At 51.1% G+C, this 18,433-nt stretch carries 16 protein-coding genes; 7 read left to right on the top strand and 9 right to left on the bottom strand.

Features of this window, described 5'->3' with window-relative positions:
• Positions 1-106: 106 nt before the first annotated feature.
• From B051_RS21105 to ispG, 4 genes are all read right to left on the bottom strand, one after another.
• The gene (locus tag B051_RS21105; RefSeq protein WP_018477850.1) at positions 107-613 is read right to left on the bottom strand and encodes a MarR family winged helix-turn-helix transcriptional regulator; all 507 of its coding nucleotides are present in this window, start codon (positions 611-613) and stop codon (positions 107-109) included.
• 318 nt (positions 614-931) lie between these two features.
• Positions 932-1,282 (bottom strand): MmcQ/YjbR family DNA-binding protein, encoded by a 351-nt coding sequence (locus B051_RS0108910; RefSeq protein WP_018477849.1) that lies wholly within the window; start codon positions 1,280-1,282, stop codon positions 932-934.
• A 13-nt stretch (positions 1,283-1,295) separates the two neighbouring features.
• Positions 1,296-1,460, bottom strand: a complete 165-nt coding sequence (locus B051_RS22580; protein ID WP_018477848.1) for a DUF6728 family protein — start codon at positions 1,458-1,460, stop codon at positions 1,296-1,298.
• A 110-nt stretch (positions 1,461-1,570) separates the two neighbouring features.
• On the bottom strand, positions 1,571-3,544 hold the full coding sequence (gene ispG / locus B051_RS0108900) for a (E)-4-hydroxy-3-methylbut-2-enyl-diphosphate synthase (RefSeq protein WP_018477847.1): 1,974 nt from the start codon (positions 3,542-3,544) through the stop codon (positions 1,571-1,573).
• Positions 3,545-3,732: 188 nt separating this feature from the next.
• On the opposite strand from ispG, the gene B051_RS0108895 reads away from it, so the two are divergent.
• The gene (locus B051_RS0108895) at positions 3,733-4,251 is read left to right on the top strand and encodes a flavodoxin family protein (RefSeq protein ID WP_018477846.1); all 519 of its coding nucleotides are present in this window, start codon (positions 3,733-3,735) and stop codon (positions 4,249-4,251) included.
• Between the two features lie 13 nt (positions 4,252-4,264).
• Positions 4,265-4,627 (top strand): hypothetical protein, encoded by a 363-nt coding sequence (locus B051_RS0108890; RefSeq protein ID WP_245539602.1) that lies wholly within the window; start codon positions 4,265-4,267, stop codon positions 4,625-4,627.
• A 60-nt stretch (positions 4,628-4,687) separates the two neighbouring features.
• Here B051_RS0108890 and B051_RS0108885 read toward each other — a convergent pair whose 3' ends face one another.
• On the bottom strand, positions 4,688-6,880 hold the full coding sequence (locus tag B051_RS0108885; RefSeq protein WP_018477844.1) for a glutamine synthetase III family protein: 2,193 nt from the start codon (positions 6,878-6,880) through the stop codon (positions 4,688-4,690).
• A gap of 259 nt (positions 6,881-7,139) precedes the next feature.
• On the opposite strand from B051_RS0108885, the gene B051_RS0108880 reads away from it, so the two are divergent.
• The 3 genes from B051_RS0108880 to B051_RS0108870 all read left to right on the top strand — a co-directional run bounded on the left by B051_RS0108880 (position 7,140) and on the right by B051_RS0108870 (position 11,164).
• A complete protein-coding gene (locus B051_RS0108880; protein ID WP_026236289.1) occupies positions 7,140-8,981 on the top strand; it encodes an LTA synthase family protein in 1,842 nt (613 codons plus the stop codon).
• 154 nt (positions 8,982-9,135) lie between these two features.
• Complete coding sequence (gene mtaB / locus B051_RS0108875) at positions 9,136-10,455, top strand: tRNA (N(6)-L-threonylcarbamoyladenosine(37)-C(2))-methylthiotransferase MtaB (RefSeq protein WP_018477842.1); 1,320 nt, start codon at positions 9,136-9,138, stop codon at positions 10,453-10,455.
• Between the two features lie 73 nt (positions 10,456-10,528).
• Positions 10,529-11,164 (top strand): OmpH family outer membrane protein, encoded by a 636-nt coding sequence (locus B051_RS0108870; protein ID WP_245539601.1) that lies wholly within the window; start codon positions 10,529-10,531, stop codon positions 11,162-11,164.
• 230 nt (positions 11,165-11,394) lie between these two features.
• Here B051_RS0108870 and B051_RS0108865 read toward each other — a convergent pair whose 3' ends face one another.
• On the bottom strand, positions 11,395-12,627 hold the full coding sequence (locus B051_RS0108865; RefSeq protein WP_018477840.1) for an ABC transporter permease: 1,233 nt from the start codon (positions 12,625-12,627) through the stop codon (positions 11,395-11,397).
• A gap of 133 nt (positions 12,628-12,760) precedes the next feature.
• On the opposite strand from B051_RS0108865, the gene B051_RS0108860 reads away from it, so the two are divergent.
• Positions 12,761-14,029 carry a hypothetical protein gene (locus B051_RS0108860; RefSeq protein WP_018477839.1) on the top strand — a complete coding sequence of 423 codons (1,269 nt, stop codon included), beginning with the start codon at positions 12,761-12,763 and terminating at the stop codon, positions 14,027-14,029.
• A gap of 59 nt (positions 14,030-14,088) precedes the next feature.
• On the opposite strand, the gene miaE is transcribed toward B051_RS0108860, so the two are convergent.
• The 3 genes from miaE to lpxK all read right to left on the bottom strand — a co-directional run bounded on the left by miaE (position 14,089) and on the right by lpxK (position 17,804).
• Positions 14,089-14,691 carry a tRNA-(ms[2]io[6]A)-hydroxylase gene (gene miaE, locus B051_RS0108855; RefSeq protein ID WP_026236288.1) on the bottom strand — a complete coding sequence of 201 codons (603 nt, stop codon included), beginning with the start codon at positions 14,689-14,691 and terminating at the stop codon, positions 14,089-14,091.
• A 64-nt stretch (positions 14,692-14,755) separates the two neighbouring features.
• A complete protein-coding gene (locus B051_RS0108850) occupies positions 14,756-16,654 on the bottom strand; it encodes a putative porin (protein ID WP_157578710.1) in 1,899 nt (632 codons plus the stop codon).
• A gap of 109 nt (positions 16,655-16,763) precedes the next feature.
• Entirely contained in the window at positions 16,764-17,804 is a 1,041-nt protein-coding gene (gene lpxK, locus B051_RS0108845; protein WP_018477836.1) for a tetraacyldisaccharide 4'-kinase, read from the bottom strand.
• Between the two features lie 129 nt (positions 17,805-17,933).
• Here lpxK and B051_RS0108840 point away from each other — a divergent pair, with 129 nt between their 5' ends.
• On the top strand, positions 17,934-18,431 hold the full coding sequence (locus B051_RS0108840) for a hypothetical protein (protein WP_018477835.1): 498 nt from the start codon (positions 17,934-17,936) through the stop codon (positions 18,429-18,431).
• Positions 18,432-18,433: the final 2 nt, after the last annotated feature.

Below are 18,433 nucleotides of genomic sequence, written 5' to 3'. Positions count from 1 at the left end.
GTGATATTCTGACGCCTCAGATGAAGGCGCTTTAACGAAGCATTTTAAAATATTCACTTCAGGTAAGGCTATACCTGAGAGTGACAGCGGGAACAGCATCGGTTGATTAGGCCGTCTGCTCGACCTCAGCCAGGGCTTTGATGCGCTTATCTGCTGTTTGAAGGGATTTACGGGCTTTCTCCAATAGCTGCGAGAGTTGCACTGCCTCCTCTTCCGAAAGTCCTTGCAGCATGTTGTCGAGCTTGTACAATTCACCATCTATGGCAGCGAGCAGGTTATGGCCTTTGGTGGAGAGGACGATGTTTACCAGGCGCTTGTCACTTGCGTTGCGGCATACCTCCACCAAACCTTTGGACTTTAGGCGGCTGACCAGTCTGGAGGTGTCAGACATCTTGTCCAGCATACGGTTGCGCAGCACCGACGTAGAAATAGGTTTGGGAAAAGCCTCACGCAAAATTCGCATGATGTTGTACTGTTGTGCCGTCAGGTCATATTGCCTGAAGAAGTCCTCATGGCTGTTGTACAACAAACCATAGGTAAGAATGATGTTCATGCTAGCTTTCTGCCAGTCATTCCGAAATGTCTTGATTCCGGTTTCGCTTTCCAATTGCATAGTTAGTTAGGTGAGAGTTGCAAAAAATAGGTCTTAATATACAGAGATTTCATAACACAAGTTGCAGGTTAGAAGCAATATTGAAACAAAAAAATCGTTATTTAGAACACCCCTAGCTACATTTTGCAGGATTCGATTAACTGCATGCGCAAACATGCAACCTATGTTATTGCAGATTGCGTTTTTGTGCTGAATTGCACAATATCTATAGGAATTTTTTTTCTGGAGGTTACGCCAGAGTTGCGACGAAAAAGGGCGGAATAGAGTTTTACTGCTGAAAAAGGATATAGGCGTATTCGTACTGCTTGGGCGGTTCAGCTATTTTATCGCCTCGCGTTTGGCTTTGGATAGCTTCGCGACGACCAAGGTATAGGAATCATCTATCCAAGTGCGGATGATGCTGTCTGGCAGCCCTGCCTCAGGAAGCACACTGTTCCAGTGCTGTTTGTTCATGTGGAATGCCGCCTTCACCTGCGGGTACTGTTCCCGTAGTTCCACTGCATTAGCCGGGTCACTCTTTAATATGATGCCATTTTGGAATTCAGAGAGGCTGCATAAGGCAAACATTTTGCCGCATACCTTAAAGACGAGCGTATCCTCATCAAAAGGAAGCTCTTCTGTGATGCCGGCCTTGTCCAGGCAGTACTCTCTGAATTCCTCAATGTTCATAGCACCAATAATGTTACCAGTGCTTGATAACGAAGTATACCATGGCAGCCAGGAACATCAAGATGGATATCTTGTTGATGGTATGCATGGCACGGAGATTGAAATTCGTCTTGCGATTAGGGTCTTTCTTGCGGAAGAAGTAAGTGGCTACTTCAGTGAAATCGAACAATCCTTTCATAAAATCTTGGGTATCGGTCTAAAGAAATTCGAGCAGCAGACGTAATGCTGTGGCTGCTCTGCTATATAATCAACATCCAAAAAGGATAAAAGATTTAGCCCAGAACAGGTTTATTCCTCCAGCACCATCGGCTCAATCCACCTAGCATCTTCACGTATCAGTTCTATCAATTCATCCACGGCACGGTCAGCTGGAACGGACTTCTTGACAACGGTCTGGCCACGGTAGAGAGCGATTTTGTCTTTCCCCACACCCACATAACCATAATCCGCATCGGCCATTTCGCCGGGGCCATTCACTATACAGCCCATAATGCCAATCTTCACTCCTTTCAGATGGTCTGTGCGCTTACGTATCATGGCGGTAGTTTCCTGCAGGTCAAACAGGGTACGGCCGCAGCTTGGGCAGCTGATGTACTCGGTTTTACTCATGCGGGTGCGGGCAGCCTGTAGTATCCCGAAGCTCAGGTTGTTGAGTTTATCTATCGTCTGTAGCCACTCTCCTTTCTCTTGCTGCGGTAGAAGCTCCGTGCCCAGCAGAATGCCATCCCCCAGGCCATCAATAAGCAGTCCGCCTACATCGGTAGCCGCGTAGAGTTGCACTTCGTCGGAGGTCAGCTGGCCATAGGCGCGCTTGACGATGCAGGGGTTCGCCACACCGTTGTTCATCAGCCTGAAGAAGCATTTGCGCAGTTCCGGCATGGCATGTTCATTAGCGGTATACAGCACCAGAACAGCCGTAGCGTCCTGCTTCAGGCGCTCCATCAGCGTATCCGTGATGTCATGAATGGTCGCTTCAATGAAGTTCAGCTTTGGGTGCAGGGTTTCAGCTTCCACATATTGGCGAGACGTCAATAGCGGGTGCCTGTTCTCCTGGTCTTCCGCCAGTTGCCATGGCACATAATTCACAATCTCCTTCAGGCCGTTCGGCAGCATGAACTGAATCGGGTTGTCACCGGTATAGATGAAGTCAGCCCCTAAATCGTTCATGTTGAACTTGTCGAGCAGCATGGAATACAGGTGGCCTACGCACTTCAGGTCAGCATACTGCACCGCTGTCAGGCGGCTCAGGTCTGCCACTACCCGCGGCACATTGGTCCCTCCTATGTTCGCTATCTCAGTCGTCTCTCTGCGGTGGTACTGGAAAGGGTCTATGGGTACGTTGCAGATGGGCTGGATGGGCTGCGCTAATTCAGCGCGATGGGTATAGCGGTCAATCAAGGCTTTGGCTACCGGGGCTTCGGCCTCAGGCGCCTCGGTCAGGGAAACACGTACCGTATCGCCTAAGCCGTCTTCCAGTAGGGTGCCTATACCTACGGCCGATTTGATGCGGCCGTCCTCAGCCTCTCCCGCCTCAGTCACGCCCAGGTGCAGCGGGTACGGCTTTAAACCTTCCTCCTCGAGCTTCTGTACCAATAACCGGTAAGCCTGCACCATCACCTGCGTATTAGAGGCCTTCATCGAGATGACGATGTTGTAATACTGCTCATCCTCACAGATACGGAGGAATTCCAGCGCGCTCTCTACCATTCCGAGCGGGGTATCGCCGTAGCGGCTCAGTATACGATCAGACAACGAGCCGTGGTTGGTCCCGATGCGCATGGCAGTTCCGTGTTCCTTGCAGATGCGCACCAGCGGCACAAAACGCTCCCGTATCCGGTCCAGCTCTGCTTGGTAAGTAGTGTCGTTATACTCGATAACCTCAAATTTCTTCTTATCGGCATAGTTGCCGGGGTTGATGCGCACCTTTTCCACGATGCGGGCTGCCACCTCAGCGGCGTTCGGGGTAAAGTGAATGTCGGCTACAAGAGGCGTGGTATAGCCGCGGCGGCGCAATTCCTCTCGAATGTGGCGCAGGTTTTCTGCTTCCTTTATACTGGGTGCCGTGATGCGGATGTATTCGCAGCCCGCCTCAATCATCCGAATGCACTGCTCCACAGAGCCTAAGGTATCCATGGTGTCGACCGTGGTCATGGACTGCACCCGGATGGGATGGTTGCCACCCATGGGCACGTCGCCAATGTTCACGACAATGGTTTCTCTGCGTTTGTACTCCGTGAGGCTGGGGCTATAGTTCTTGTTCATAAAAGCGTAAGCTGGTGCTTCGTTCTCTTAACTAATGTCAGGCTGGCTTTGTTCATTGGGCCATACCTGTAAATTTAACACCATTATTCCAAAGTGACACAAGTCGGCGGGTTTTTGTATTTTAGTGTTCGTCTGCAGGTATAGCTAGCGTATACCTGTCGCTCTTTTCGAAGTATACCAGGTATAGCATGTCAGTCAAACCACTCATCTTGCTGGGCAGTTCGCGCAAAGCTGGTGACACCAGCCAATTCGTCCGTACGCTATTCCCGGGAGGCTCTGCTACCGTGGTGGACCTCCTTGACTATTCTGTCGCCCACTACCGTTACGACGGGCAATACCCAGAAGACGATGATTTCATGCAAGTAGTGGAGTTGCTGCTGCAACACCAGCAGCTGGTGTTCGCCACGCCGGTGTACTGGTATGCCATGAGCGGCGTCCTGAAAGTGTTCTTTGACCGACTGACGGATTTGGTCACGACACAGAAAGCCATAGGGAGAAAGATGAAAGGAAAGCAGACGTTCCTGCTGGCGTTAGGTGCAGAAGAGAAACTGCCTTTGGGCTTCGAAGAGCCATTCCGTTTGACCTCCAAATACTTTGGTATGGAATTTATTTTCTCTATGTATCGTAGAACTTCAGAAATAAACGTTAAAGGGATGACGGGCGCGGAATTTCTACATAGTGGTCCTGGCAAAGACAGAAAAAACTAGACTAATGATACACATGAGTACTTTCATACCCAAGGATACGGACGCTAGGCTGCGTGCCCTCATGCAGTGGGCCAGGATGCGTCAGGAGCAGTTCAGTGAGGCTGTCTTTATCACCAAAGACACCGTGCTGGGCTTCCTGAGGCGGCAGATTGAGCGCGGAAACTGGCGGGAGGTACAGGAAGTGCTGAAGGGCAAGCCCATGACGAAGGCTGGACGCTTCCTGCTCGACGAGTTGCGTGGGAAGGTGGTCCGGAAACTCATCATGCGTCTGGGCCTTCGGCCGGTGATTGCCGTGGGCTTGGCTGTCGTGCTGCTCCCGCTCATACTGGCAAAAGTAGCAGGCGAGGTCATCGGTTGGATGAGGAACCGGCACTAAACAAAGAGAGCACCCTGGTCGGGTGCTCTCTTTGCGGTAGTAGGTATAGGAAAGCCAGAATTAGCGTCTGAACATCAGCTCACGGTATTTCACCAGTGGCCAATCCTCATCATCCACCATCAGTTCGAGCTTGTCTACGCTGGTGCGGATAGGTTCGAAATAGCTTAGCACTTTCTCGTTGTAATAGATGGCTCGCTCCCGCACGTCCTCTATCTTGTTGGCCTGCTTGCGGGACTGAATCATCTCCACCGCGTTCACCTGTATGTTTTTGATGTGTCTGGAGATACGCTTGATAGACTCAATCGTGGTTTCCATGTACTCCTCCTCCATCCCCAAGTCTTTCAAACCGCGAATGTTTTGGATGAGTTTATTCTGGTAAGCGACGGCTGTCGGGATAACGTGATTCATGGCCAGGTCACCCATCACGCGGGACTCAATCTGGATTTTCTTGATGTACTCCTCCAGCAAAATCTCGTGGCGGGCGCAAAGTTCCTTCTCTGAAAGGATGCCGTGGCGCGTGAACAGTTCCTTCACCTCATCACGCTCGTATACATCCAGAGCCAAAGGCGTCGATTTAATGTTGGACAAACCTCTGGTTGCGGCTTCGTCCTCCCACTCTTTTGAATAGCCGTTTCCTTCGAAGCGAATGGCCTTGGAAGCTACTACATACTCACGCAGCACCTGGATGATGGCTAAATCCTTCTTCATGTTTTTTTCCTCAATCAACTTATCGACTGCGATACGGAAATGCATGAGTTGGTCAGCCACAATGGTGTTGAGTACTGTCATGGAAGAAGAGCTGTTGGCGGAAGAGCCTACCGCCCGGAACTCAAACTTGTTGCCGGTGAAGGCAAATGGCGAGGTACGGTTACGGTCGGTGTTGTCGCGCAGGATTTCAGGAATTTTGTCTATACCTAGTTTCAGGTACATGTTGTCACCTTTTTCCATAGGTACCTTGGCCGTACGCTCCAGTTCTTCGAGCACAGCCGTCAGTTGCTGCCCCACGAATACCGACATAATAGCCGGTGGCGCTTCATTGGCACCCAGACGGTGGTCGTTGCTGGCCGAGGCGATGCTGGCGCGCAGCAAATCAGCATGCTTGTGTACCGCCATGACGGTGTTGATAAAGAAGGTCAGGAACTGTAGGTTCTCTTTTGGTTTCTTGCCGGGGGAAAGCAGGTTCACGCCGGTGTTCGTGCTCATGGCCCAGTTGTTGTGTTTGCCGCTGCCGTTCACGCCTTTGTAAGGCTTTTCGTGCAGCAACACCTTCAACCCATGGCGCTCTGCCACACGGTCCATAATGTCCATAAGCAGTTGGTTGTGATCTACGGCCAGGTTGGCGTCTTCATAAGTAGGAGCGCATTCAAACTGGTTGGGAGCCACCTCGTTGTGGCGGGTTCTCAAAGGTATACCCAGTTTAAAAGCGGCTTTCTCAAAATCAACCATAAAGGAGTGCACACGGCTCGGAATGGAGCCGAAGTAATGGTCCTCTAACTGCTGGCCTTTGGCCGGGGCATGTCCAAATAGGGTACGGCCGGTCATCATTAGGTCAGGGCGCGCCTCATACAGGGCACGGTCCACCAGGAAATACTCCTGCTCTATGCCTAAGGTGGTATTCACCTTTACCACATCCTTGTCAAAGTACTGGCAAACCGGAACGGCCGCCTGGTTGAGCAGGTGCAGCGACTTGAGCAAGGGCGTTTTGTAATCCAGTGCCTCACCGGTATAGGAAACGAAAATAGTAGGTATACAAAGCGTGCGTGTACCGGCATTCTCAATCAAAAAAGCTGGGGAAGAGGGATCCCAGGCGCTGTAGCCGCGGGCTTCGAAGGTATTGCGTATGCCGCCACTCGGGAAAGAGGAGGCATCCGGCTCCTGCTGCACGAGCGCGCTTCCCTTGAAGCTCTCGATGGCGTCGCCGTCGCTGCTGAGGTCGAAGAAGGAATCGTGTTTCTCGGCAGTGGAACCTGTAAGTGGCTGGAACCAGTGCGTATAGTGGGTGGCTCCTTTGCTCATGGCCCAGGTCTTCATGGCAGCCGCCACGGCATCTGCCAAATTGCGGTCTACTTTCTCACCGGCATCAATCGTGCTGCAGAGCCTCTTGAAGTTCTCAGTGGACATGGTGGAACGAAGGGCCGAGAAGCCGAACACGTTTTCACCAAAGTACTCACTGATTTTGCTGGAAGGTAAGGATACCTCAGCAGGTTTGCGCTGACTTACCAGTTCCAGCGCTTTGAATCTAAGAATTGCCATGGGGTTTTGGGTTAGGGTATAAATTCTGACCAAAGGTATTGACAAAATAAATATGTTGTTTGCAGGAGGGGTATGTTTTTAAGGGGGTGTAGTAAAAAATATTTTACTTTTTAACTAATGCCCCTCTGTTTTTATAGGGGCTATTTACATTTACTACTATTTTATTTAAATCCGCACTGGACTTAAAAGCAACATCAGTGAATCAATGGGTGAACTGTTCCGTTCTATGTAGCAGCACTTATGTTGTATATTTGCAGCCGTGAAACGAAGCCTATTCTACCAGCCTCTCTACTTTTTGTATTGGGTCCTATATTTTATAGCCACCCGGGCTATCTTTCTGCTTTACCACGCCAAGCGTACTCAGGAACTTTCTCAAGCTGATATACTGACCATTTTCGCGAAGGGGCTCCGGCTCGACCTTTCGTTCAGTTCCTATATCTGTGCTATCCCGTTTCTGGCGATACTGGCCACCACGCTTTTCCCTGGCCTGAAGGTCCGTCGCTTTATCCGTTATTATACCTATGTGGTGCTGGCGCTGCTGTCGGTGCTGATGGCCGTAGACCTGGAGCTCTATACCTATTGGGGCTTTCGGCTGGATTCTTCTCCCCTGCTCTACCTCAACACGCCGGGTGAGATGGCGGCCTCTGCGGCGGCGGCCCCTATCCTGTTGCTTTCCCTGATTGCCCTCCTGACCGGAGTCGCCTTCTCTTTTCTGTTTCGCTATACCTTCGACTACCGCAATTACCATTTGGCTTTTTCCAAATGGCGCTATGCAGGTATAGCAATGGCCTTCCTGGCGGTGCTCATCCTCCCTATGCGGGGGGGCTGGCAACAGATTCCAATCAACCAAAGCGTGGTGTACTTCTCTGAGAACCCCTATGCCAACCACGCGGGACTTAATATGCCATGGAACCTCATGGACACCATGCTGAAGTATAACAAGGAGACCAAGAACCCCTACCAGTACATGGAGGCGCCAGAGGCAGCTGCGCTGGTGGAGGAACTCTACACCCCAGCAAAGCAGGATGCTCCGAAGCTAATTTCCGTCAGCAGGCCCAACGTACTCTTTATTATATTGGAGAGCTTCACCGCTAAATTTGTGGGCAGCCTGGGAGGCGAGGCGGGTGTCACCCCTAAATTGGATAGCCTGGCAGCCACGGGCATCAGCTTCACCAAGACGTACTCCAGCGGCGACCGCAGCGAGAAAGGGATGGTGGCCTTGCTGAGTGGGTATCCGGTGCAGCCAACCACCTCCATCATCAAAAATCCTAAAAAAACCGAGCAGTTGCCCCACCTGAGCAGGGTGTTCAAGCAGAACGGGTATGGCACGAGCTTTTACTATGGCGGCGAGTTGGAGTTCGCCAACATCCGGTCCTACCTGCAGAACGGCGGCTATGACCGCCTCATCGATAAGCACGATTTTCCGAAAGAGAGCTATAACACCAAATGGGGAGCGCACGACCACGTGTTGTTCGAGCGCGTGCTGCAAGACCTGAACCAGGCGCAGGAGCCGTTTTTCACCACCATCTATACCTTGAGCAGCCACGAGCCGTTCGAGATTCCCATACCAGCCAAGTTCCCGGGCAACACCGTGACCGATAAGTTTCGGAACTCCATCCACTATACCGACTGGGCGCTGGGCAACTTCCTGCAGGAGGCGCGAAAGCAGCCTTGGTGGGACTCCACGCTGGTGGTGTTGGTAGCAGACCACGGCCATCCGCTGCCGTATGACGACGCGAACTACCGCAGCACCAAGTTCCGGATACCCTTCATCTTGTCAGGAGGTGCGCTGGTGGAAACGAAGGGCAAGCAAGTGGATGTACTGGCCAGCCAGACCGACATCGCTACTACCCTGCTCTACCAGCTCAATCTGCCCCATTCTGAATTCAAGTGGGGGCGTAACATCCTGGCACCAACTGCCTATCACTTTGCGTTCTATGCCTTTAACGATGGCTTCGCCTTCATCACCCCCGGTCGCGTGCTGTCATTTGACAACGTGTCTCAGAAACCAATCATTCTTGGGAAAGGCGTAGATGAAAGGCAACTGGAGTATGGAAAGGCCTACATGCAGCATTCCTTCGAAGATTTCGTGCGAAAATAAGGTATAGGAGTGGCTTAATTTATACGCTTTCATCAGGTATAGCGGTAGGAAGCAACAAGATAGGGACAGGCTAAAAAGGGTGCAGTAAACTTACATTCATCCAACCCTGCCTTCCTTCTTTCAAAATTAAAATTTGTATCTTTGCCCCCTGATTATGAAAAAGGTAGCATTTTATACACTAGGCTGTAAACTCAATTACTCAGAGACGAGCACCATCGGGAGGATTTTCCAGGAGCGCGGCTTTGAGAAGGTGGAGTTTACCGATACGCCTGACATCTACGTCATCAACACCTGCTCTGTCACCGATAACGCGGACAAAAAGTGCCGCAAGATTGTGAAGGAAGCACAGAAGCATTCTCCCAATGCCTTTATCACCATAGTAGGCTGCTATGCCCAGCTCAAACCAAAAGAGATAAGCAAAATACCGGGAGTGGATGCCGTGCTGGGCGCAGCCGAGAAATTCCAGTTGGTCGACATACTGGAGACTTTCGAGAAAAAGGAGCAGCCGCAGGTATACGCCAGCGCCATCAGCGAGGCAAACACCTTCCACAACTCCTACTCTTTCGGTGACCGCACCCGTACCTTCCTTAAAGTGCAGGACGGATGCGATTATTCCTGCACCTTCTGCACCATACCCTTGGCCCGTGGCAACAGCCGCTCCGACAGCATCGCCAACGTGGTGCGCTCTGCCCATGAGATTGCCGAGTCAGGTGTGAAGGAAATCGTACTGACGGGCGTGAACACCGGTGACTTCGGTCTGCAGGATGGCGAGCGCGTAGAGACTTTCTTTGGGCTGGTGCAGGAATTGGACAAGGTGGCAGGTATAGACCGCTTCCGCATCTCATCCATTGAGCCCAATCTCCTCAAAGACGAAATCATTGAATTCGTGAGCCAGAGCCAGCGCTTCATGCCGCACTTCCATGTGCCGCTGCAGTCGGGCTCCAACAAGATACTCAAGTTGATGCGCCGCCGCTACCTGCGCGAGCTATACGCTGACCGCGTGTCCAAAATCAAATCGCTGATGCCGCACTGCTGCATCGGGGTAGATGTGATTGTAGGCTTCCCAGGCGAAACGGAAGAGGATTTCCTGGAGACATACAACTTCCTCAACGGTTTGGATGTGAGCTACCTGCACGTGTTCCCTTATTCGGAGCGCGAAAACACCATGGCCCCGGACATGCCCGGCAAAGTGAGCATCAAAGACCGGAACCGCCGAGCCGACATGCTTCGCATCCTGTCCGAGAAAAAGAAGCGTTTCTTTTACGAGCAGAACATCGGACGTGAGTTCACGGTGCTGTTTGAAGACGACGTGAAGGATGGCATTATGGAAGGCTGGACAGAAAACTATGTGCGCGTGGTGGCCAAGTACGACCCGGTGCTGGTGAATGAGACCAAACACGTTCGCCTGACGGGCATCAACGAGCTAGGCCTAATGGAGGCCGAAGAGACGTATGTGGAGGTATTGAAACATTAAAAATTCTGAATTTTTAAAAATAAGCCTTATATTTTCATCCTGAAACAATCAACAAAGCTTTAATCCATTCATTGTGAACCTATCTAAAATTGTATTGGGAGTAGCTGCAGCGGCTCTTATCACGGCTTGTAACACCGACCAGAAACCCCAGACAACTGGAACCGCCACTACCTCGGCCGCCACTTCTGACTCCGTGGCCACTGCCCCACAAGGCATCGTTTACATCAATTCGGATTCCCTCCTGAATAAGTACGAGTACTTCAAAGATGCCCGTTCCCGTTTCCAGGCTAAAACAGAGAAAGCCGAGAAAGACCTCCAGTCCAAAGCATCTGCCTTTGAAAAAGACGTGCAGCAATACCAGCGCACGGGCGGCAACATGAGCATGGAGCAGCGCGCCTCCACTGAGCAAAAACTGGCCCAGCGTCAGCAGCAGTTGCAGCAGCAGAGCCAGACAACTGGCAATCAGCTGGCCAACGAGGAAGCGGAAGAGATGAAGAAAATCTATGACCGTGTGGAGGCATACCTGCAGAAGCTGAGCCAGGAAAGAGGCTACAAAATGGTACTCACGTACTCCAGAGGCCAGAGCGCCATCCTGTACGGAGACTCTACGTTGGATATCACCAGCGAAGTGCTGGAAGGGCTGAACAACGAATACAGCCAGGAAAAAGAGGCAGCCAAACCAAAAGAAGCGGAAGCTAAAAAGAAATAGGCTATACCTATACAAACAGGAAAGGCGGGTTAATCACCCGCCTTTTTTTGTTCCTCCTGTTTCAAGCTATACCTGCAAGTCTGCTGATTCTTAATCAAGTTCAGCTATACCTGTGCTGAGCCAAATTGTGTGCTACCTGCAAATGAATAGCTTCACCGTCTTCAAAATGAGAGACTAGCAATGCACTAGTGTTTGAGACTTCTATCATCTGGAACACTGGCAGGTATGGCTTATTCGTAACGCAGTGCGTCTATCGGGTCGAGTTTGGAGGCGCGGTGCGCCGGGTAGTAGCCGGAGAGAACGCCGACCACCACACAGATGGTCAGACCAACGAAGACCCAAAGCCACGGCACGATGAAACCGCCTTCGCCAATCATGGAGGCGATGCCATTGCCCATCAGTATACCCAGGAAAATCCCTGCAAAACCTCCCAGGATGCAGATAACGATAGCTTCGATGAGGAACTGTAGCCGAATCTGCTGGGAAGTGGCACCCAAGGCCTTGCGCACACCTATTTCGCGTGTACGCTCGTTCACCGATACCATCATGATGTTCATCAACCCAACGGATGCTCCCAGCAGGGTGATAAAGCCAATCACAAAACCGCCCACTTTCAGATAGCCGGATATTTCGTTCAGGCTCTGGATGAGCGAGTCGCTCCGTCTGATTTCAAACGATTCTTCCTGCCCCAGCTTGTCCTGCCGTACGTTTCGCATGATGCCTGTTGCCTCTCCCATCACATAAGGAAGTTCTTCTGCTCGGTTTATGGAAGTTTTGATGTTATATGTGAGCGAGAAGCCGCCTGCGCGCGGTATCTGTCGGCCGGTCTCAAGCGGAATCACAATGGTACGGTCTCCGCCGCTGCCCCCCATGCTGCTGCCTTGCTTCTCCAATTCGCCGACCACTTTGAACCGGCGACCCAAAAATGAGACATACTGGCCAATGGGTTCTATCTTCGGGAAAAGCTTGTCTGAAATCTCTTTGCCAATCACGGCCACATTATTCCCGTATTCCAGTTCATAGGAAGAGAAACCACGGCCACGCTCCAGGTTGAGGTTCTGGTTCTGGAGGTAGAACTCGTCTCCGGCCACTATGTTGATATTGGGGTTCGTCTTATCGTTGTTACTCTTCACAATCGTGGCACTGGAGATATTGGCCGAAAGGCTCACTTGTGAAGTGGACTCCATGAGCTGCTTGTATTGAATGGCCTGCTCATACGTAATGTCCGGGTATACCTTGTCTGTCCTGTTGTCGTTGCTGCTACGCTTCTTCCGGATATCGAATGAGTTGGCGCCCAGGCTGGAAAAAGTCTGATTGAGCGAGTGCTTCATGCCATCCACAGCGGTGAGTATGCCTACCAATGACATAATGCCGATGGAGATGATGAGGCCGGTCAAGACGGTGCGGAGCAGGTTGCTTTTGATGGCGCGTATACTTTCCCGGATGTTTTCGAGCAGGTTCATGAATCAGATTTTTATATGCGCAACAGCCAATAATTACGTTATGTATAAAATTAGCGCGCTAAGTTTCTAAATTAGCTCCAATATCTGAAAAAAGAACGTATTTCAATACATTTGTTCTAAGCCCCTATACCTGATGATGTTCGTTCGCTACCTTCTCTCCTTCTCCTTTAGCCTGTTGCTTGTGCTGAAGGCGACAGCCTCCACGGTGCTTATTCCGATGGATGAGACGCAGAAAGACCACCTCAAGTCTTATGGAGCGGCATATTGGGCGCTTTCTCAAAACGTGCCTGTCGATTGGCTGCTCAACTACCGGGGCGGCAGCTTCGCCTTCCAACACGCGCCACAGCTGGAGAACGAACTGGTGGTACGGGGCATCAGCTACAGCGTCATCTCAGACGCTCAATACAACACCATCCTGACCCAAATAAGCGACCCAGAGGCGAACATGGACGTGATGAAGCTGGAGAAGGTACCTAAGATTGCCGTGTATACGCCCAAATCCAAGATGCCTTGGGACGATGCTGTTACACTGGTGCTCACCTATGCTGAGATTCCCTACGACAAAATCTATGACGAGGAAATCATGCGCGGTGATTTGCCTAAGTACGATTGGCTGCACCTCCACCACGAAGATTTCACTGGCCAGTACGGCAAGTTCTACTCCAGCTACCGCCATTACCCCTGGTACCAGGAGCAGCAAAACGAAGCGGAGTCCTCTGCCAAATCCTTGGGTTTCAATAAAGTATCGGAACTAAAAGGGGCTGTGACAAGGAAGATTAAAGATTTCTGCGCGGGCGGGGGCTTTCTGTTTGCCATGTGTTCAGCCACCGATACCTACGACATCGCGCTGGCCGCTGAAGGTATAGACTTCATTGAAGCCATGTACGACGGCGATGGTGCAGACCATAATGCACAGAGTAAACTCAACTACGATAAGACCTTTGCTTTTAAAGACTTCCGGATTGTACGCAACCCACTGGAGTATGAGTACTCTGATATTGATATGCAGCCACAGGAGCGCAGCCTGACTGAGGCAAATGACTTTTTCCAGCTGTTCACCTTTTCAGCCAAGTGGGACCCCATCCCGACCATGCTTTCGCAGAACCACACCAAAACCATCAAAGGCTTCATGGGGCAGACAACCGCTTTCCGTAAAAATCTGGTGAAGCCGGAAGTGGTGGTGATGGGTGAGAACAAGGAATTAGGCGAGATTCGGTACATGCATGGCACCTACGCACGGGGCACTTGGACCTTCTACGGCGGCCACGACCCGGAAGACTACCAGCACTTGGTGGGGGAAGACCCGACAGACCTCGCTCTCCATCCCAACTCACCGGGCTACCGCCTCATCCTGAACAACATTCTGTTCCCAGCTGCTAAAAAGAAGAAGCAGAAAACATAATATTTAGTTAAAAGCTAAGAGTTTAAAGTTATGAGTGCTTCTATCAACTTTTAACTAAACTAGTGCATTCTGTCGGGGCGTGGCTCCAGTTTGCTGATGATGTCGGCCTCTATTTCCAACAACTCCTTCAGCCGGGCATCCACCACATCGGCAGGCATGTATTCTTTGGCGAGTTTCACAAAACTCACATAGTGTCCTGCCTCAGACACCATCAACTCGTAATAGAACTTTTGCAGGTCTTCGTCCTGTATGTTTTTCCAGAGCAGCTTGAAACGTTCGCAGCTGCGGGCCTCTATCAAAGCATTCACGAGCAGGTGGTCCATCAGTTGACGCTCCCTCAGCCCGCCTTTCCGGATGTGCTTCGTCAGTTCCACCACATACTCATCCGGTCGGTTACGGCCCAGGCCATAACCCCGCTTCTTGAGTTCAGCCATCACGCGCTCAAAATGGCTCCACTCCTCCGCCACCAGGTCCGTCATCTCCTCTACCAGGCGGGTTTTGTCCGGGTATTTCACAATGAGTGAGATGCCAGATGTGGCTGCCTTCTGTTCGCAGTAGGCGTGGTCTACCAGAATCTCCTCTATGTTTTTTTCGGCGATGTTCACCCAGCGTGGGTCGGTGGGAAGCTGTAGGCGAAGTATGGTTTTGGTAGGTATTGACACTTAAAAGAATTTATTAAAGATATAACGATTGAAAACCTTACAATCAGGCAATTAACAATCCAAATCAATCAAAGAACATCCACTTGATGCCGAAGATGAAACTGGTGCGCATACCTGGATAGTAAGGCGTCACAAAGTAGCCAGGAGCCGTTAATCCTTCATTGATGTGTGACATCTTCAGAAACACGTTCAGGCTCTTGATATCGGCATTCAAAAAGACATCCAACAAAGAGTATGATTTCACCACAAAGCCGTTCTGCAGGTGGAACTGCTGTGTCACAGGCATGTAGGCGTAGGCTTCATAGTTGGTGGTCAGGTATAGCTGCACCCCGAATTGGGTATGGAGCGCCCGCTTGAACAGGTTGCCCTGAAAGTATAGTTTGGAGTCCACAAGCCACTCCGGTATTCGGATGAACTCGGCTTTGTCTGTATTGGTGTAAGCTACGAAGTTCTCAAAGTGGACAGGTCCAAACTGAATGTGGTGCTGCAACTCTGCGCCATACAGTTGCTGGTTGCCGACTGCCTGGGCTGGTTCTGCATTTGTGTTGAAGTAAACGTGGCGCTTTATGTTGTTGTAATGGCCCGTCAGCCGCACGAATTGCTTTTCGCCTAACTTGCCAGTTAAAGTGCCCTCCAGCCTATCGGTCACCGAGTTGTTGAAGTTGTTGCCCCATGTAAAATGGTTGCTCCACATGCGCTGTTCAATAAGCGAAGGCGAACGCAGCACGCGCGCTACTCTGCCTTGCAGCGGCCCAAGTTTTGCGGTGGCACTCACGTTGTAGTCGCGGGTCATCTGGAACTCTCCGTCAACTGAAACCAAAGCAGGACCATAGTTAAACCGCAGCTGCCCTCCCACGAACAGCTGATTGAACCTATCTGAATCGCTGAGGGTACGCCCCCTTAGGGTATCGTTCAGCACAAATGCTTCCAGTACATTGTACTCGATTTTAGAATTCCGCTGCTTTACGTAAGCTTTGTAGAAGGAGATTTTACTGTTTCCGGTCACACCAAATACGTTCTGCAGCTCCCTATAGAAGTTCCTGTCGTCTGTCTGTGTGGGATGGAAGGTAGCCTCGGGGTAGAAAAGCAGCGTCCTCAACGAATCGGCTGTACGCGGTATGGCATCATCTTGGTACAGGTCGCGCTGGCGTCTCCAGTCAAAGGAATGGTACAGTTTCATGCCCTCGCCAGCCAGTTTGTAGATGTGCAGCAGGTGATAGTTGTTCCGGAATTCGCGTGATGCGGCCTGACTCAGGTTTGTCAGTTCTGCCTGATACCGGAACAGGTCGTCCTGTGTATCATCAGGGCCTGGCAGTATGCCCCCGAACTCTATTTGCTCGTGATTGAGGTGTGTGTAGTTGGCGAAGAGGTCGTACTTCCCGTTTTCAGAGCGGTAATGTGTGAAGGCCTTCACGGCCTGGTGGCTTAGGTAGCCATCCCGGCGTAGGTTGGAAACGCCAATCTGCCGATTGCCTGTCATTATCTGGTAAGCCACCCCGATGTTCCAACGCGGGGTAATATTGCGGGCGTGCGTGCCTTCAAACACCTGCTCACCGCGCTGCCCCTGGATATAATAGATGTGCGAATAAGGAGAACGGGTGTCGTAATAATTGATGGTCTCCGGGTTATAAGCGTAGCGTTCGAAGGCGTTTTTCCCGATACGGACCCCTATCTTGTTCGGCATCTGAAAGAGGATGGGCCGAGAGGCTGTTCCGATGTTACCCAGGTGTTGGTAGTACGCAGTGTCCTGGTACCAGAAGCGCTCGTTGTGTATGTTGTGGAGGCTCGTGTCAATGCGCTGCTGCAGGTAGCGCCCTTCCAGCACATCGTTCTCATAGAGACGGAGCGTCGTTTTGGGGCTGTAAAGGACGCGCGTGGTATCATCAATAATCTGGGCGAAGGCATCCGTGCCTGCCATCAAGCCCAAAAGGAGCCATATTCCTGCTAGTAGCTTACTTTTCACAGTCCAAAATTAGTGATTTTCGCACAACAGCCATACCGGCCAGCGTAAAGTATAAGGTATAGGTACGCGCATTACTTGGTATGAGCACGCAAGTCAGGGATTATTGTTTTCAGAAGGAGGCTACATGCTGCAGAACAAAGGCATCAAACTGCTCGCCATTCTTCAGAAACGCGACTTCGACAGGTATGTAAAACAGCGGTAACTGGTGGGTAATTTCTAGCAGCTCTCCCTCCTGCAGTTTCACCGCATCCTTACGGGTGGTCAGGATACTTAGGCTCTCTACTTGGTCCTCATTCAGGGATTCCTGTAGCAGCTGCAAGTCCTTCTGGGTATAATGGTGATGGTCGGCAAAGGCTAAATGGCGGTGGATGATGTAATGTTGTTCCTCCAGATAGCGTACGAGCGGAGCAGCATTCGCTATACCTGTCATTAGGATGATACGCTTACTCAAACTCCCTGCAGAACCGATGGGCACAGGCTCGCCATAACTAAATGACGAGAAAAAGACGGGTGCATCTGCCCTGCTATACCTGCTGATTTGCTGTCTGATAGCCTGCTCCTCTTCCAGCTTTAGGGCAGGTGGGCATTTACTGACCACCACTATGTCAGCGCGGTTGGCTCCTTGCCTAGGCTCACGCAGTATACCGGCTGGCAAAACCAAATCTTTGTAGAACGGGCGGGTATAATCCGTCAGCAGGATGTTCAGCGAAGGCTGTACGGGGCGGTGCTGCATGGCATCATCCAACACAACCACCCCAAGCTCAGGTTTAAGTTTCAGCAGCTTTGCTATACCTGCCACGCGGTCTTCGCTCACGGCCACTGTCACACCCCGGAAGTCCCGGTGGTACTGGAAAGGCTCATCTCCTAGCGTAGCGGCTGAGGCCGTGTGGTCTGCCAAAACAAAGCCTTTGCTCTTACGCTTATAGCCTCGGCTCAGGGTAGCAGTTGGATACCCCTTCAACAACCGCAGCAGATACTCTACATGGGGCGTTTTGCCGGTACCCCCAACGGTGAGGTTGCCCACGGCTATGACAGGAAGGCTGAAGCGGGTGGAGCGCAGCATTCCCGTATCATACAAGTAGTTCCGCAGCAGCATGATGCCCCCGTACAACAGGGAGAAAGGCCACAGCAGCAATTTAAGATATTTCATCCATCTGGGTTAAGTAAGGCAAATTTAACTAAAACCATATCAATGAATCAGTACAAATCCTTGTTTTGAATAATATAAAACAACTATATTCAGCTTGCAATATGTTTACGCCTCTATACCTCTATTTACATGAAAACAACAAAACTATTTCTTGCCATGATTATACCTCTGGCTGCCTCGGTTACAGGCTGCAACAGGTGTGTGACGACCAGACCAGAGACACCGGCTCCCCTATCCTTCTATCTAGTAGACGAGCGGGGAAACAGTCTGTATAGCGCATCTAACGCCCAGTACCACCCGGATTCCCTCCGACTCACACTTGACCAGGAGCCTTTCACCTACTTGTTCAGTGGCCGGGACGAGAGCCTCGATAACATCGTCTTTGAGACCTATCCCGTTATGTACCACAAAAAAAGCGTGCGCCTGATGCTGCATCACCGTAAAAAGAATACCGATACCTTGGACATAAGCTATAGCCTCAAAAGAACCCCCTGCTTTACCAATTACAGCTATACTTCCATCTACTACAACGGTAAGAAAATCGAACCAGACCCCACTACGGGACATCTGCAACTGGCACTACAGGAGGACGCCAGCCAGCTTGGACAGACGGCGGTTTTAAACTAAAA

The sequence above is a fragment of the Pontibacter roseus DSM 17521 genome (assembly GCF_000373265.1).
GTDB lineage: Bacteria > Bacteroidota > Bacteroidia > Cytophagales > Hymenobacteraceae > Pontibacter > Pontibacter roseus.
This window is presented reverse-complemented; position numbering and strand designations above follow the sequence as displayed.

Excerpts from the sequence above, each read along its gene's own strand:
- B051_RS21105 (WP_018477850.1), bottom strand. The coding sequence starts at position 613 with ATGCAATTGGAAAGCGAAACCGGAATCAAGACATTTCGGAATGACTGG.
- B051_RS0108910 (WP_018477849.1), bottom strand. The coding sequence starts at position 1,282 with ATGAACATTGAGGAATTCAGAGAGTACTGCCTGGACAAGGCCGGCATC.
- B051_RS22580 (WP_018477848.1), bottom strand. The coding sequence starts at position 1,460 with ATGAAAGGATTGTTCGATTTCACTGAAGTAGCCACTTACTTCTTCCGC.
- ispG (WP_018477847.1), bottom strand. The coding sequence starts at position 3,544 with ATGAACAAGAACTATAGCCCCAGCCTCACGGAGTACAAACGCAGAGAA.
- B051_RS0108895 (WP_018477846.1), top strand. The coding sequence starts at position 3,733 with ATGTCAGTCAAACCACTCATCTTGCTGGGCAGTTCGCGCAAAGCTGGT.
- B051_RS0108890 (WP_245539602.1), top strand. The coding sequence starts at position 4,265 with ATGAGTACTTTCATACCCAAGGATACGGACGCTAGGCTGCGTGCCCTC.
- B051_RS0108885 (WP_018477844.1), bottom strand. The coding sequence starts at position 6,880 with ATGGCAATTCTTAGATTCAAAGCGCTGGAACTGGTAAGTCAGCGCAAA.
- mtaB (WP_018477842.1), top strand. The coding sequence starts at position 9,136 with ATGAAAAAGGTAGCATTTTATACACTAGGCTGTAAACTCAATTACTCA.
- B051_RS0108865 (WP_018477840.1), bottom strand. The coding sequence starts at position 12,627 with ATGAACCTGCTCGAAAACATCCGGGAAAGTATACGCGCCATCAAAAGC.
- B051_RS0108860 (WP_018477839.1), top strand. The coding sequence starts at position 12,761 with ATGATGTTCGTTCGCTACCTTCTCTCCTTCTCCTTTAGCCTGTTGCTT.
- lpxK (WP_018477836.1), bottom strand. The coding sequence starts at position 17,804 with ATGAAATATCTTAAATTGCTGCTGTGGCCTTTCTCCCTGTTGTACGGG.
- B051_RS0108840 (WP_018477835.1), top strand. The coding sequence starts at position 17,934 with ATGAAAACAACAAAACTATTTCTTGCCATGATTATACCTCTGGCTGCC.